This window comes from Aquitalea aquatica (assembly GCF_013911085.1).
GTDB lineage: Bacteria > Pseudomonadota > Gammaproteobacteria > Burkholderiales > Chromobacteriaceae > Aquitalea > Aquitalea aquatica.
The window spans coordinates 1-13,754 of sequence record NZ_JACERN010000001.1; the positions used below are offsets into that span (position 1 = coordinate 1).

Genomic DNA, 13,754 nt, shown 5'->3' on the forward strand with positions numbered 1-13,754 from the left:
ATAGCGAGGTGGTCCCACGCCTTCCCATCCCGAACAGGACCGTGAAACGCCTTAGCGCCGATGATAGTGTGGCATTCGCCATGTGAAAGTAGGACACCGCCAGACTCCCCATTAGAAGCCCAGCTCATCCGAGCTGGGCTTTGATTTAGCTGTTTTCCTGACTGTTGAGTCATTCCGGCAGGAAAGCAGATGACAGCTTGTGTTTGGTGGCCATAGCGAGGTGGTCCCACGCCTTCCCATCCCGAACAGGACCGTGAAACGCCTTAGCGCCGATGATAGTGTGGCATTCGCCATGTGAAAGTAGGACACCGCCAAACTTCCCATTCGCCAGCATGCTGGCTAGCAAAAAGCCCGGACTTGTTCCGGGCTTTTTGCATTCTGATCTCATCAAATCAACGCATGTCGGTCACCAGTGCCAGCAGTTGGTCTATTTCATTTTCATTGAATACCTGCAAGTCATGTTGTTGCAGCAACGCTGCGGTTACACCCTGGCCGTGCTGCAACTGCTGACTGAAGCTCCCATCGTAGATGTCGTGATTGCCACAGGACGGGCTATTGGCTTTAAGCAATGCCAACTGGCAACCATATTGCTTGGCCAGCTGCAGAGTGAGCTCGGCACCAGCCTTGAATGGCTGGCTGACATCTTCGCCACTGGCCGTAACCACCCAGGCCTGGCCGAGCAGCACCTGCCGGCCATCGCCATGGATGATTTCAGCGGCTGGGCGTGGTACAGGCAGTCCGCCAGCGCATTCGGGGCAGACGGGCAGTAGCTGGTAATGTGCCGCCAGTTGTGTCAGGCATGCGGCATCCTGGCTCTTTGACTGGCCATCGTAGCGCACAGGCTGTCCCAGCAGGCAGGCGCTGATCAGCAATGGTGGTTTGTGATGGCTCACAGCATGGGCTCCAGCAATTGTGCCAGTCGCAGGGCAGACTGGCGGATCATGGTTTCTTCCACGCCAGCATAACCCAGCACCAGCCCTTGTTGCTGTGCTTGTTCCAGGTAATGGCCGGATAGCGGACGTAGCCACAGCTGTTCCTGGGCGGCATGATTGCTCAGTTGCTGGTCGTCGACATGGGTTGGCAGCCGGGCCACCAGATGCATGCCGGCCTGGCCTGCGGATAAGGGAAGGGCCGTGCCCAGGGCATGGTCCAGTGTATGGCGCAGCAGTTGTTGGCGTATGCGGTACAGCTCGCGCATGCGGCGGATGTGTCGGGCAAAGTACCCCTGTTCGATAAAGTCGGCCAGCGCCGCTTGCTGGGCATAGCTGCCTTCGCGGTAGAGGCGGGCATAGGCTGCACGAAAACTGTCAATCAAGGCGGGTGGGATGACTAGATAGCCTAGCCGTAATGCCGGAAACATCACCTTGCTGAAGGTGCCGACATAGATGACCCGCTCGCTGCTGGCCAAGCCCTGCAAGGAGGCGATGGGCTGAGCATCATAGCGGAATTCGCTGTCGTAATCGTCCTCGATGATCCAGCTATTGCAGGTTTCGGCCAACTGCAGCAGCTCCAAGCGCCGTTGCAGCGACATTACCACGCCACTGGGATATTGGTGGGAAGGGGTGATGTAGATCAGCCGTGGCGTGCTGCCGGCAGGTGCTGCAGCCGGATTCAGGCCTTCGTCGTCTACAGCTACGGGAGTGAGCTGCAGCCCGGCAGCTTGCAGTGCTGCCTGGGCGCCAACATAGCCCGGGTCCTCTATCCAGGCGCAGTCGCCGGCATCGCTCAACAACCTGGCGGTAAGCTCCAGTGCCTGCTGGGCGCCTTGCACGATGAGGATCTGCTCGGGCTGGCAGCGCACCGAGCGCGACAGCTGCAGATAGTCGCATACCGCTTGCCTGAGTTCTGGCAGGCCGCCTTGTTGCTGATAATGCCACCAGTGAGCAGGAGCCTGTTTGCTGCGAACTTGCTGCAGTCGCTGCCAGGTGTGATGCGGGAACTGCTGTAATTCCGGCAGGCCAGGCGCAAAAGCACCAGTCAGCCCGGTGGGCAAGCGGCACTGCGCGGTCAGTTGCTGCCCACGCTGTGACAGGCCGGCATGTGGCATGGTTAGTGGCGTATGGGCGCTTTGCTGGGCAAACACCCCGCTGACAAAAGTGCCGGCTCCCTGCTTGCTGTGCAGATAGCCTTCTGCCAATAACTGGTCGTAGGCGGCCAGCACGGTATTGCGGCCGACTTGCAGCGCCTGCGCCAGGGCGCGGCTGGCGGGCAGGGCGGTGCCGCCTTTCAGTTGCTGACTGCGTATGGCTTCGCGTAGCAGACGGTATAACTGCTGCCCCAGTGTGGCCTGCCCGTCGCGCAGCAAGCAACGCTGCAGGTGTTCGATAATCCAGTCGGTTTGCACGATGGTGAGTGGTTCCTGCTTGAGGGTAGTAAGTGGTTCTTTTAGAGGAATCAATTTGCCCGTAATCTGCTGATATTGCAATGCATGCACAAGGAGAGGCTGATGACACAGCTGGAGTTCTATCAGGCCAAGCTGGCCTATGAAATCGATGCCGCTGATGTAAAGGCTGCACTGGATGCCGGGGAGAAGCTGATCCTGATCGATACCCGTGCTACCAGTGCATTTGAGCGGGAAACCATTCCTGGTGCATTGTCGCTGCCGCACCGGACCATGTCGGTAGAAACTACTGCAGCTCTGCCGCATGATGCCTTGCTGGTGCCGTTTTGTGATGGCATCGGCTGTAATGGCTCAACCAATGGGGCGATCAAGCTGTTGCAGCTGGGGTTTAGGGTAAAAGAGCTGCAGGGTGGGCTGGATTGGTGGAAGCGTGATGGCTACGCCACCGTTGGCAGCCATGCGGTGGCGGCCTCTTCCATTCACTGTGCCTGTTAGGAGTGCTTATGTCTGATGCTTTTATCGCGCAGCGCCTGGCTGCTGGCGAGGTCAATGCCCTGGGCCAATTGCATGGCCTGCCGTTGCCCGCGTGGCAGCCCTGTCCGCAGCCGCAGCCCGTGGTGTTGCAAGGACAATATTGCCAGCTGGAGCCCTTGTCGGTGGCCCGCCATGGTGAGGCGCTCTACGCAGCGATGCAGCGAGATGTCGCGGGCGCAAACTGGAGCTATCTGCCCTATGGCCCGTTTGGTGATCTGGCAAGCTATCAGCAATGGCTGAGCAGCAAGGAAGGTCTGGCTGATCCGCAGTTTTACGCCATCGTGGACGCGGGGTCGGGGCAGGCTGTTGGCCTGGCGAGCTATTTGCGCATCGACCCGGCCAATGGGGTGATCGAAGTGGGCCATCTTAATTTCTCGCCCTTGCTGCAACGCACGCCAGCGGCGACCGAAGCCATGTATCTGCTGATGCGCCATGCCTTCGAGCTGGGCTACCGGCGCTATGAGTGGAAGTGCAATGCCCTCAACCTGCCTTCACGCCGCGCGGCCGAGCGCTTGGGTTTTCTGTTTGAAGGCTTGTTCCGGCAGGCGATGATCAGCAAGGGGCGTAACCGCGATACCGCCTGGTATTCGATACTCGATGGCGAGTGGCCGATGGTGCGCCAGAAGCTGGAGCAATGGCTGTCCAGCGACAATTTCGATGCAGCCGGACAGCAGCGCCAGGCTTTGGCCGCGATGATGACAAGCTGGAGACAAGCGCAGCAATAAGCCTAATTGCGGCATTTGGGCCTCCCGAGGTTTCACCTCGGGTAGGCTGGCGGGTACAATGGGATGTTTTTGCTGATTTTTCTGGTTGACTGATGACACCTCATCCCCGCAATGCCCATATCAAGGGCGAGCCGCAACTGCCCAATCGCTTCATTTTTGGCGACGCCGTGGACGAGTCCGGTCTGGAAGCGACCGAGTATCTGGTGCATACCGCTGCCCCGGCCTTTGTCTGCCGACTGGTTGGCAATGACTTCACCGACTTTGCCGGTCGTGATGAAGAGGAGTTCGCCAGCGCGCTGTTATTCGACGTGGCTGGCAACCGCAGCGTTTACGTATGCAACCGCGGCTTGCGCCTGTTTGATTTCACCTTCACTGGCGAGGCCCCGACAGCGGCCCGTTTGCAGGCCATCTGTGACGAAGCCATTGCCTGCTATCAGCGCTTGCATGAGGCCTATGCCGAACGTGAAGTCGGGCCCAAGGCCAGGGAAATGCGCCAGGGGCCAACCGAACCCTTGCCGCCAGCCGAGCGTAGCCGCGCCATCCGCACCTTGCGGGAGGCGGCGCGTGCCGCCGCGCAAGACCCGATTCATCGCGCCGGTTTTGCCGCCCAGGTACAGCAGGCGTTGATGGGCGGTGACCAGGCGGTATTCACCGAAGCCCAGCTATCCCTGCTAGGTGAGCCAGCGGCGCGTGCCTTGCTGGTGAATAGTGCACGTGATGCCATCGCCTTTCCTGAGGTAGTGCGGGCGGATGGCTCGGTGATGTCTTTCGAATTGTGGGCCTTGCCGTTTGCCTTTTCCCGGGCACAGGGTGGGGTGTGGTGGCACTTCCCTCTCTTGGAACGGCTGGAAACCCCGCTGGCTGATGCGCTGGATGTGCCGGAAAAAGCCATTCTGTGGATTTCTCCCACGCTGTTTACCGTGGACATGTTGAATGAGCGAGCCTGCCAAAACCTGATGCATCTGGCCGGTGTGATGGATGCCGGTTGTGATTTTGCGCCGCTTGATCCAGACTCCTCCCGCGCCACTTACGAGGCGGCGCGCAAGACGCAGGAGCCGCAACTGGTGATTTCCTGGCTGCCTTTCCTGGTGGAGCGTGGTGCCTTGCCGGTGGAACAGGCGCGGCAATTGTCGCGCAAGGCGCTGGATGCAGTAATGCCGCTGGTGCAACAGGCCATCGGGGCCGAGATGGAATATGGCGAGGCCGAGCTGTTTGCGCCGCTGCCGTGGTGGGAGTCCTTGCAGGCGGGCGTACGCGCCTGGAACCGCAAGCGGCTGGGACTGACCGTGGCCCTGATTGCGACCCGGGTTGGCGGGCTGCAAGACCTGGAAGCCGTGGCCGAATATCAGCCGGAAATGCAGGGTTATGAGGTGGGCCTCAAGCTGCGTGGCAGCGAGGAACTGCTGGCGCGCTCGCCCTGGCTGATGGTGCCGGACGTGGCGCCGGACAAGGATGCCACCTGGCAGGACTTGTGCGATTGCCTGCGCGAAGCTGACATTCCACTCTCGGAAACCATCGTCAAGCTGCACTGAGTTGCCGCTGGTGCAATAAGAAAAAAGGCCGCAAACGCGGCCTTTTTTGTTGGTGGCTGGACTTGCCTGACTTACTTGTCCAGGCCGCCCAGCAGTACGTATTTGATTTCCAGATAGTCTTCAATACCGTACTTGCTGCCTTCGCGGCCGAGGCCGGATTGCTTTACGCCACCGAAGGGTGCCGCTTCATTGGACAGGATGCCGCTGTTGACGGCGACCATGCCGTACTCCAGGCCTTCCGATACGCGGAAGATACGACCCACATCGCGGGCATAGAAGTAGCTGGCCAGACCGAATTCGGTGTCGTTGGCCATCTGGATGGCTTCTTCTTCGGTGCTGAAGCGGAACAGCGGTGCCAGCGGGCCGAAGGTTTCTTCCTTGGCCACTTTCATCGCCGGCGTCACGCCGGTAATCACGGTGGGTTCGAAGAAGCTGTGACCCAGAGCGTGGCGCTTGCCACCGGCTACCAGCTTGCCGCCTTTGGCCAGCGCGTCGGCAATGTGCTCTTCCACCTTGGCTACGGCATTGGTGTCGATCATCGGACCTTGGGTAACGCCGTTTTCCAGACCATTGCCCACGTTCAGCTTGGCTACTGCAGCCGCAAATTTTTCGGCAAAGGCATCATAGACGCCATCCTGTACCAGCAGGCGGTTGGCGCAGACGCAGGTCTGGCCGGCATTGCGGTACTTGGAGATCATGGCGCCTTCAACTGCAGCATCCAGATCGGCATCGTCAAACACGATGAACGGCGCGTTGCCGCCCAGTTCCATCGATACTTTCTTGACGGTATCTGCACACTGGGCGATCAGCTTGCGACCCACTTCGGTGGAGCCGGTAAAGGAGAATTTCTTCACGGTGTCGCTGCCAGTCAGCACGCTGCCGATTTCGCTGGAGCCACCGGTCAGTACCGAGAACACGCCTGCCGGGATGCCGGCACGTTCGGCCAGCACGGCAATGGCCAGGGCCGACAGCGGGGTCTGGCTGGCTGGGCGTACCACCATCGGGCAACCAGCCGCCAGTGCCGGAGCAGCCTTGCGGGTGATCATGGCGTTGGGGAAGTTCCACGGGGTGATGGCGGCGGTCACGCCGATCGGCTCTTTGGTTACCAGAATGCGGCGGTCCGCAGCCGGTGCCGGGATGGTGTCGCCGTACAGGCGCTTGGCTTCTTCGGCATACCATTCGATATAGGAAGCACCATAGGCGATTTCGCCCTTGGCTTCGGCCAGCGGCTTGCCCTGTTCGCAGGTCAGGATCACAGCCAGGTCGTCCTGGTTGGCCATCATCAGGTCAAACCAGCGGCGCAGAATGGTGGCACGTTCCTTGGCGGATTTCTTTTTCCAGCTCTTGAAGGCTTCGGCAGCACCAGCTACAGCGCGTTCGGCTTCGGCCTTGCCCATTTTCGGTACGCTGGCAATCACTTCACCAGTGGCCGGGTTGGTGACCGGGATGGTTTCGCCATTGTCGGCATCCAGCCATTGGCCGTTGATATAGCACTGCTGCTTGAGCAGGGAAGGATCTTTCAGGTTCAGCATGTCTCTCTCCAGAAGGTGGGCGGAGGATATTGTTTGTGCAGACGGCCAACCCCGCTGCCGGGATTGGCCGTTGCCATCAGCCGTTAAGCGATCAGGCCTTCAGGGCGGCTTCCAGCTTGGTCAGCGCTTCAGCGAAGATTTCATCTTCGATGGTCAGCGGGAACAGGAAGCGCACCACGTTGTAGTACACGCCGCAAGTCAGCAGGATCAGGCCGGATTCCAGTGCCTTGGTCTGTACCTTCTTGGTGAATTCGGCATCCGGCTCGTGGGTGCCCGGCTTGTTGAATTCGACGGCCACCATCGCGCCCAGACCACGTACGTCGGTGATCTGCGGGATGTCTTTCTTCAGGCTGTGCAGCTTTTCTTTCAGCAGCTCACCCAGCTTGTTGGAGCGTTCCAGTAGCTTTTCTTCCTGAATCACGTCGATGACGGCGCTGGCAGCGGCCAGACCCAGCGGGCTACCCGCGTAAGTGCCACCCAGGCCGCCCGGTGCCGGTGCGTCCATCAGTTCGGCCTTGCCGACCAGGGCTGCCAGCGGGAAACCGCCAGCCAGCGACTTGGCCATGGTGGTCAGGTCCGGGGTTACATCGTAGTGTTCCATGGCAAACAGCTTGCCGGTACGGGCAAAGCCGGCTTGCACTTCGTCGGCAATCATCACGATACCGTTGTCGTCACACAGCTTGCGGATGGCACGTACCCATTCGGCCGGAGCGGAGTAGAAACCACCTTCGCCTTGTACCGGTTCGAAGATGATGGCGGCAACGCGCTTGGCTTCGATATCAAACTTGAACAGTTTTTCGATGCTGGCCAGCGAATCTTCCACCGATACGCCGTGCAGGGCATTCGGGTAGGCAGCGTGGTAGATCTCACCAACAAACGGACCAAAGCCGATTTTGTAGGGGGCTACCTTGCCGGTCAGCGCCATGCCCAGCATGGTGCGGCCGTGGAAGGCACCACCAAATGCGATCACACCCGGGCGGCCGGTGGCTGCGCGAGCTACCTTGATGGCGTTCTCGACGGCTTCGGCACCGGTGCTGAAAAAGGCGGTTTTCTTGGCAAAGTTGCCCGGGGTCAGCTTGTTCAGCTTTTCGGCCACGTCAACATAGGATTCGTAGGGAACAACCTGGTAGCAGGTGTGGCTGAACTTGTTCAGTTGCTCGGCAACGGCAGCCTGTACCTTGGGGTGAAGGTGGCCGGTGTTCAGTACGCCGATACCGCCAGCAAAGTCGATGTAACGGTTGCCTTCGACATCCCATACTTCGGCGTTCTTGGCCTTGTCGGCAAAGAAAGTACACATTACACCCACGCCGCGCGGGGTAGCCTCGGCCTTGCGTTGCATCAGATCCTTGTTGCTCATTCCATCTCTCCTAAGATTGGGGTGCCTGGCGGCGATGTCCTGGACGGAAGGGCTGGTTGGGTGGCAGCACTTTCGGTGCTTTTTTGCCGGGTCAACCAGCTGCCGGTGCGATAATTCGGCGGCTTCCAGAGTCGTTTGATTCTAATCAGGTGTTTAGCAAAAAGCTACACTTGCTACAAAAAGTTAAACACTTGTTGCAAGACCAGCACACCATGAAAAATGGAGCCGCTGTGCGAACAGTAGCTCCATTTGATCAAAAGCAACAAATTTTCTTAATGCCGCACTGCCGCATTCACCTCCTGCAGCAGCGCCTCATCCAGCGTGCCGGCCACCTGTCCCAGTTGCAGGCGTGCCGTCAGGTAATCGTATTTGGCGGTAGCCAGGCTGGTGAGCGCATCGTAGTAAGCCTGCTCTGCCTGCAACACGTCCAGGTTGGTACGAATACCCACTTCCTTGCCCAGCTTGGTGGAATCGACCTTGCTTTTGGCTGATACCAGCAGCTGTTGCTGCGCCCGCACCAGCGCCGCGCCATTGGTTACACCCAGCCAGCTTTTGCGGACATCTTCCTTGAGCTGGCGGCGGGCAGATTCCAGCTTGTCGCGGGCGGACTCTTCGCGAGCCAGTGCTTCGCGAATTTGCGAGTTGATGCCGCCGCCGGCAAACAGCGGCAGGCTGACAGAAAGGCCGATGCTACTGCCACGGGTGACGGGTACATTGCCGGGCTGGTTGTTGCGGTTGTCGTTGTAGCCGGCATTCAGGGCAAGTACCGGCAGCTGGTTGCCGCGCTTTTCCGTTACGGTCTGGCTGGCGTAGGCCAGTGCTTGTTCGGCCGCCTGCAAGCTGCGGCTATGGCTGGCCGCCTGCTCCAGCCAGCCTTGCAAGGTGCCGGCGGGCGGTGGTGGCAGTTGTTGCTGCAAGGGCTGGATGGCGCTGGCATCCAGGCCGGTCAGCCGACGCAGATTGTTCTGGCTGATTTCCTGCTGGTTCAGTGCAACGATTTCCTTGGCGCTGGCGGCATCGAAGCCGGCCTGGGCTTCGTGGGTATCGATGATGGTGGCTGTACCCAGCTCAAAGGCGGTCTTCGCCTGTTCCAGCTGCGTGTGATAGGCCTTTTTGCTGGCGCGGGTGGCGGCCAGGGTGTCTTCGGCCAGCAGAACATCAAAATAGGCGCGGGCGATGTCGACGATCAGTTGCTGCTCCGCCGCGCTGAAGGCGGTTTCTGCCTGCTGGCTGGCGATCTTGCCTTTCTGATAGGCGCTGTACTTGCTGGTGTCGAATAAGGGCTGGCTAAGCTGCACGCCATAGCCGGAGCTGTCGTAAGTGGACTGCCCGGCCGGCTGGGTGGGGTTGGTGTGGCTGTAACTGCCGGTCAGCGCCACTTGTGGCAGCAACTGGGCACGGCCTTGTACTGCCTGTTCGCGGCCGGCACCAAGGTCGGCACGCGAGGCGGCGTAGTCGCTATTGTAATCGCGGGCGGCCAGCCAGGCCTGGTTCAGGTCGAAGGCCGGCGTGGCCGTGCTGGCCAGCAGCAGGGCCAGTCCACTCAGCAGCGGTGCGCAGTGGGCGTATGTCTTCATGATGTTCTCTTCGGTTTGCTTTCCACCCTGAACCACTGGGCGTACAGGGCAGGCAAAAACAGCAGGGTCAGCACGGTAGCTACCAGCAGGCCGCCCATGATGGCCACGGCCATCGGCCCCCAGAAGGTGCTGCGGGTGAGCGGAATCATGGCCAGGATGGCGGCTAGTGCCGTCAGCATAATGGGGCGGAAGCGCCGTACCGTCGAGCCGATGATGGCTTCGTGCCGGTCTATGCCTTCGCGGATGTCCTGTTCGATCTGGTCAACCAGAATCACCGAATTGCGCATGATCATGCCGGACAGGGCAATCACCCCCAGCATGGCGACAAAGCCAAAGGGCGAATGGAAGATGATCAGCGTCAGCGTGACACCTATCATGCCCAGCGGTGCGGTCAGCAAGACCATCAGGGTGCGCTGGAAGCTTTGCAGTTGCAGCATCAGCAGGGTCAGCACCACCACGATCATGAAGGGCGCGACGGCGGCGATGGCGGTCTGCGAATTGCCACTGGACTCCATCGAACCACCCAGCTCGATGTGATAGCCCAGCGGCAGGGTAGCCTCCAGCTGCTGCATCTGCGGCCACAGCGCCGCGGACACATCGTCCCCTTGTACGCCGTCGGCCACATCGGCATTGACGGTGATGGTGGGCAGGCGGTTGCGCCGCCAGATGATGGATTCTTCCGGCTGATATTCGATCTTGCCCAACTGGGAGACTGGCACAAAGCGGCCACTGGCGGTTTGTACCTGCAAATTGCCCAGTGCCGCCACATCGCTCTGCTCCTGCTTGTTCAGCCGCGCGACAATCCCGACGGTACGGTTACCGTCCCGATAGTCGGTGACTGTGGCACCGGAAATCAGCATCTGCAGCTGCTGTGACAAGGACTGGCTGTTGATGCCCAGCAGGCGGATCTTGTCCTGGTCCAGTGTGATGCGCAGCGCCTTCAGCTGTTCGCCCCAGTTGATGTTGACGTGGCGGCTGGCCGGATGGGCGCGCACTTTTTGCTCTACCTGCGCGGCAATGGCGCGGATCTTGTCGTGATCCGGCCCCATCACGCGGAACTGTACCGGGTAGCCTACTGGCGGCCCGTTTTCCAGCCGGGTGACCCGGCCGCGCACCAGCGGGAAGTCGTGGTCGAAGATGGACTCCAGCCTTGCCTTGACCAGTTCGCGCACATGCTCGTCGCCGGTCATCACCATCAGCTGGGCGTAGTTCAGATGCTGTTGCTGCTGATCGAGCGGCAGATAGAAGCGCGGGCTGCCGCTGCCGACATAGCTGGTGACACTGAGCACGTTCTTGTCCTGCTTGATCAGCGTTTCCAGCTTTTTCACTTCACCTTCGGTGGCGGCATAACTGGCACCCCGTGGCAGCCACATGTCCACCATCAGCTCCGGCCGGTTGGATGAAGGAAAGAACTGCTGGGCCACCAGCAGGCGGAAGGCCAGCAAGGACAGGACGAAAACGCCCAGCGTGGTGGCGATGACCGTCTTGCGGTAGTGCAAGCACCATTCCAGCAGCGCCCGAAAACGGATGTAGAAGGGCTTCTGGTAAACATCATGCGTCTGATGATGCATGGCCTGTTCCGGTAGCAGCTTGTAACCCAGAAACGGCGTAAATACCACGGCAACAATCCACGACAGGATCAGTGCCAGCCCGACCACGGCAAACAGGCTGAACACGTATTCGCCGGCATCGGACTTGGCCAGCCCCACCGGCAGAAAGGTGGCGGCGGTAATCAGCGTGCCGGTGAGCATGGGGAAAGCGGTGCTGGTGTAGGCATAAGTCGCTGCCTGGAACTTGTTCCAGCCCTGTTCCAGTTTCAGCGCCATCATTTCCACGGCGATGATGGCATCGTCCACCAAGAGGCCCAGCGCAATGATCAGCGAGCCCAGCGAGATGCGTTGCAGATCGAGCTTGAAGAAGTACATGGCGAGGAAGGTCATCGCCAGCACCAGCGGAATCGACAGCGCCACCACCACCCCGGTACGCAATCCCAGGCTGAAGAAGCTGACGGCCAGCACGATCAGTACCGCCTCGATCAGCGAGCTCATGAATTCGCCGACGGCGCCCTTGACCACCTTGGGCTGGTCGGATACCGCATGGATTTGAATACCCACCGGCAGCTTGGCCTGGATCTGCTTGAGGGTGGCGTCCAGATGCTCGCCCAGCTTTAGTACATCGCCACCGCTTTTCATGCTGATGGCCAGGCCCAGTGCCGGCTGGCCGTTAAAGCGCATACGGAAGGAAGGCGGGTCAATGAAGCCGCGGTGAATGTTGGCGATATCACCCAGGCGCAGCGTCTTGCCATTGGCCACGATGGGCGTGTTGGCTACGGCCTCCACCGTGCTGTAATTGCCGGTAGGGCGTACCCAGATACGGTCGCTGGCGGTTTCGTAGCTTCCTGCCGGCAGCATGGCATTCTGCTGCTGCAGCGCGGTCCAGATGGTGCTGGTGTCCAGTCCCAGTGAAGCGAGCTTGCTGCTGGACAGATCGATATAGATGTTTTCGCTTTGCTCACCCACCAGGCTGACCTTGCCTACATCCGGTACGCGCAGGATTTCTTCCTTGGCGCGGTCGACGTAGCGGCGCAGTTCTTCGGCGCTGAAGCCGTCGCCGGTAAAGGCGTAGATATTGCCGAAGGTATCGCCGAACTCGTCATTGAAATAGGGCCCCAGGGCACTACTTGGCAGGCTGCTGCGCACGTCGCCCAGCTTTTTGCGTACCTGATACCACAGGCCCTGCACGTTTTTGGCCGGAACATCCTCACGCAGCGTGACCAGCAACAGCGATTCGCCGGGCTTGCTGTAGCTTTGCACGTATTTGATTTCCGGCATTTCCTGCAGCTTTTCTTCCAGCCGGTCGCTGATCTGCTGCTCCACCTCTTCGGCCTTGGCCCCTGGCCAGTAAGTCTGCACCAGCATGGCCTTGAAGGTGAATTCCGGGTCTTCCTTCTGCCCCAGCTGGGTGTAGGCCCACAGGCCGGATACCATCAGCATCACCATGAAGTAGAACACCAGCGCCTGGTGGCGAAGCGCCCATTCCGACAGATTGATTTTCTTCATCACTGTTCGCCTTGCTGCAGCAGGAGCACACGCTGGCCTTCGTGCAGCAGATGCACACCGGCACTGACCACCTTGTCACCTGGCTGCAGTGCTCCACGCACGGTGACACTGTCGCTGTCCATATTGAGGACACTGACGGTGCGGCGGCTGACGCGTAGTGTCTTGGTATCGACAATCCACAGTGAATGCTTGCCCTGTTCATCTAGCAGTGCGGTCAGCGGCAGACGCATGGCGGCGCTGTCGTTATGGCTGGCTGTGGGCAAGGAAACCGTTGCGGTCTGGCCTAGCGCCAGGTCGTCGGCTTGCGGCAGGGTGATGCGTGCAGCATAGGTGCGGGTGGCTGGGTCGGCATCGCCGGCCAGTTCGCGTAGCTGGCCCTGGTACTGCTGTTTGCCGGCCCACAGGCTGATGGTGAAGTTCTTTTGCTGACGCACGCTGGCCAGGGCATTTTCCGGAATCTGGATCGCGACTTCGCGCTCGCCGTCATGCGCCAGCCGTGCCACGGCCTGGCCAGCGGCGACCACCTGTCCCGGCTCGGCCAGCATCTGGCTGACGATGCCGTCTGCATCGGCGACCAGCTGGGTGTAGCTGCCCTGGTTCCTGCTGGCGGTTAGTTGTGCGCGGGCTTCGTCGCGCTTGGCGCGCGCGGCGTTGACGCCATTTTGCTGGCTGTCCACCTGCGCCTGGCTGATGAATTGCTTGGCCAGCAGCTCCTGGTAACGCTTCAGGTTGAGCTGCTGCTGGGCAAGGTCGGATTCTGCCGCGGCCAGTTGTGCCTGCTTGGCGCTGATGTCCAGGCTGGTGTCACTGGCATCCAGCCGGGCCAGTACCTGGCCTTTCCTGACGTGTTCGCCGCTATTGACCAGCTTGGCGATAACCTTGCCGCCGACGCGGAAGGCCAGATCGGTTTCAGTGCGGGCGCGGACTTGTCCGGCAAAGCTGTTGCCGTTGTCGATGCCGTGCTGACCGGCGCTGACCACGCGTACCGGGCGGACTTCTTCGCTGGGGGCCTGCTGCTTGTTGCAGCCAGCCAGTAGCAGCAAGCCAAGCAGGGCAAAACGCCAGAGGTGGGGAGAGGTGGACATGGGCGTGTTTCC

General features: G+C 60.3%; 10 protein-coding genes and 2 rRNA genes. 5 read left to right on the forward strand and 7 right to left on the reverse strand.

Features of this window, described 5'->3' with window-relative positions; all coding sequences use genetic code 11:
- Together rrf (H2Z84_RS00005) and rrf (H2Z84_RS00010) are read left to right on the forward strand one after the other, a co-directional pair.
- A 5S ribosomal RNA gene (gene rrf, locus H2Z84_RS00005) occupies positions 1 to 105 on the forward strand; the annotation flags it as partial.
- A gap of 97 nt (positions 106 to 202) precedes the next feature.
- Positions 203 to 317, forward strand: a 5S ribosomal RNA gene (rrf, locus tag H2Z84_RS00010).
- 75 nt (positions 318 to 392) lie between these two features.
- Here the strand turns inward: rrf (H2Z84_RS00010) and H2Z84_RS00015 are convergent.
- Both H2Z84_RS00015 and pdxR read right to left on the reverse strand, forming a co-directional pair.
- On the reverse strand, positions 393 to 893 hold the full coding sequence (locus tag H2Z84_RS00015) for a 2-thiouracil desulfurase family protein (protein WP_181834155.1): 501 nt from the start codon (positions 891 to 893) through the stop codon (positions 393 to 395).
- On the reverse strand, positions 890 to 2,398 hold the full coding sequence (gene pdxR / locus H2Z84_RS00020) for a MocR-like pyridoxine biosynthesis transcription factor PdxR (RefSeq protein ID WP_220272636.1): 1,509 nt from the start codon (positions 2,396 to 2,398) through the stop codon (positions 890 to 892). The genes H2Z84_RS00015 and pdxR overlap by 4 nt, the downstream gene beginning before the upstream one ends.
- Before the next feature lie 48 nt (positions 2,399 to 2,446).
- On the opposite strand from pdxR, the gene H2Z84_RS00025 reads away from it, so the two are divergent.
- The 3 genes from H2Z84_RS00025 to H2Z84_RS00035 all read left to right on the forward strand — a co-directional run bounded on the left by H2Z84_RS00025 (position 2,447) and on the right by H2Z84_RS00035 (position 5,132).
- Entirely contained in the window at positions 2,447 to 2,836 is a 390-nt protein-coding gene (locus H2Z84_RS00025; protein WP_181834156.1) for a rhodanese-like domain-containing protein, read from the forward strand.
- A gap of 8 nt (positions 2,837 to 2,844) precedes the next feature.
- Positions 2,845 to 3,600 carry a GNAT family N-acetyltransferase gene (locus tag H2Z84_RS00030; protein WP_181834157.1) on the forward strand — a complete coding sequence of 252 codons (756 nt, stop codon included), beginning with the start codon at positions 2,845 to 2,847 and terminating at the stop codon, positions 3,598 to 3,600.
- Between the two features lie 92 nt (positions 3,601 to 3,692).
- Positions 3,693 to 5,132: a hypothetical protein gene (locus H2Z84_RS00035; protein WP_181834158.1), complete on the forward strand. Its 1,440-nt coding sequence runs from the start codon at positions 3,693 to 3,695 to the stop codon at positions 5,130 to 5,132.
- Positions 5,133 to 5,203: 71 nt separating this feature from the next.
- On the opposite strand, the gene gabD is transcribed toward H2Z84_RS00035, so the two are convergent.
- The 5 genes from gabD to H2Z84_RS00060 form a co-directional block, all read right to left on the reverse strand.
- Positions 5,204 to 6,664, reverse strand: a complete 1,461-nt coding sequence (gabD, locus tag H2Z84_RS00040) for an NADP-dependent succinate-semialdehyde dehydrogenase (protein WP_181834159.1) — start codon at positions 6,662 to 6,664, stop codon at positions 5,204 to 5,206.
- A gap of 91 nt (positions 6,665 to 6,755) precedes the next feature.
- On the reverse strand, positions 6,756 to 8,021 hold the full coding sequence (gabT, locus tag H2Z84_RS00045; RefSeq protein ID WP_181834160.1) for a 4-aminobutyrate--2-oxoglutarate transaminase: 1,266 nt from the start codon (positions 8,019 to 8,021) through the stop codon (positions 6,756 to 6,758).
- A gap of 272 nt (positions 8,022 to 8,293) precedes the next feature.
- Positions 8,294 to 9,598, reverse strand: a complete 1,305-nt coding sequence (locus H2Z84_RS00050; RefSeq protein WP_181834161.1) for a TolC family outer membrane protein — start codon at positions 9,596 to 9,598, stop codon at positions 8,294 to 8,296.
- A complete protein-coding gene (locus H2Z84_RS00055) occupies positions 9,595 to 12,657 on the reverse strand; it encodes an efflux RND transporter permease subunit (RefSeq protein WP_181834162.1) in 3,063 nt (1,020 codons plus the stop codon). Before H2Z84_RS00055 ends, H2Z84_RS00050 begins: the two co-directional genes overlap by 4 nt.
- The gene (locus tag H2Z84_RS00060; protein ID WP_181834163.1) at positions 12,657 to 13,742 is read right to left on the reverse strand and encodes an efflux RND transporter periplasmic adaptor subunit; all 1,086 of its coding nucleotides are present in this window, start codon (positions 13,740 to 13,742) and stop codon (positions 12,657 to 12,659) included. The genes H2Z84_RS00055 and H2Z84_RS00060 overlap by 1 nt, the downstream gene beginning before the upstream one ends.
- Positions 13,743 to 13,754: the final 12 nt, after the last annotated feature.

What these genes read in the sequence shown, in the direction of transcription:
- H2Z84_RS00025 (WP_181834156.1), top strand. Translation starts at nt 2,447, where the DNA reads ATGACACAGCTGGAGTTCTATCAGGCCAAGCTGGCCTATGAAATCGAT.
- H2Z84_RS00030 (WP_181834157.1), top strand. Translation starts at nt 2,845, where the DNA reads ATGTCTGATGCTTTTATCGCGCAGCGCCTGGCTGCTGGCGAGGTCAAT.
- H2Z84_RS00035 (WP_181834158.1), top strand. Translation starts at nt 3,693, where the DNA reads ATGACACCTCATCCCCGCAATGCCCATATCAAGGGCGAGCCGCAACTG.
- gabD (WP_181834159.1), bottom strand. Translation starts at nt 6,664, where the DNA reads ATGCTGAACCTGAAAGATCCTTCCCTGCTCAAGCAGCAGTGCTATATC.
- gabT (WP_181834160.1), bottom strand. Translation starts at nt 8,021, where the DNA reads ATGAGCAACAAGGATCTGATGCAACGCAAGGCCGAGGCTACCCCGCGC.
- H2Z84_RS00050 (WP_181834161.1), bottom strand. Translation starts at nt 9,598, where the DNA reads ATGAAGACATACGCCCACTGCGCACCGCTGCTGAGTGGACTGGCCCTG.
- H2Z84_RS00055 (WP_181834162.1), bottom strand. Translation starts at nt 12,657, where the DNA reads ATGAAGAAAATCAATCTGTCGGAATGGGCGCTTCGCCACCAGGCGCTG.
- H2Z84_RS00060 (WP_181834163.1), bottom strand. Translation starts at nt 13,742, where the DNA reads ATGTCCACCTCTCCCCACCTCTGGCGTTTTGCCCTGCTTGGCTTGCTG.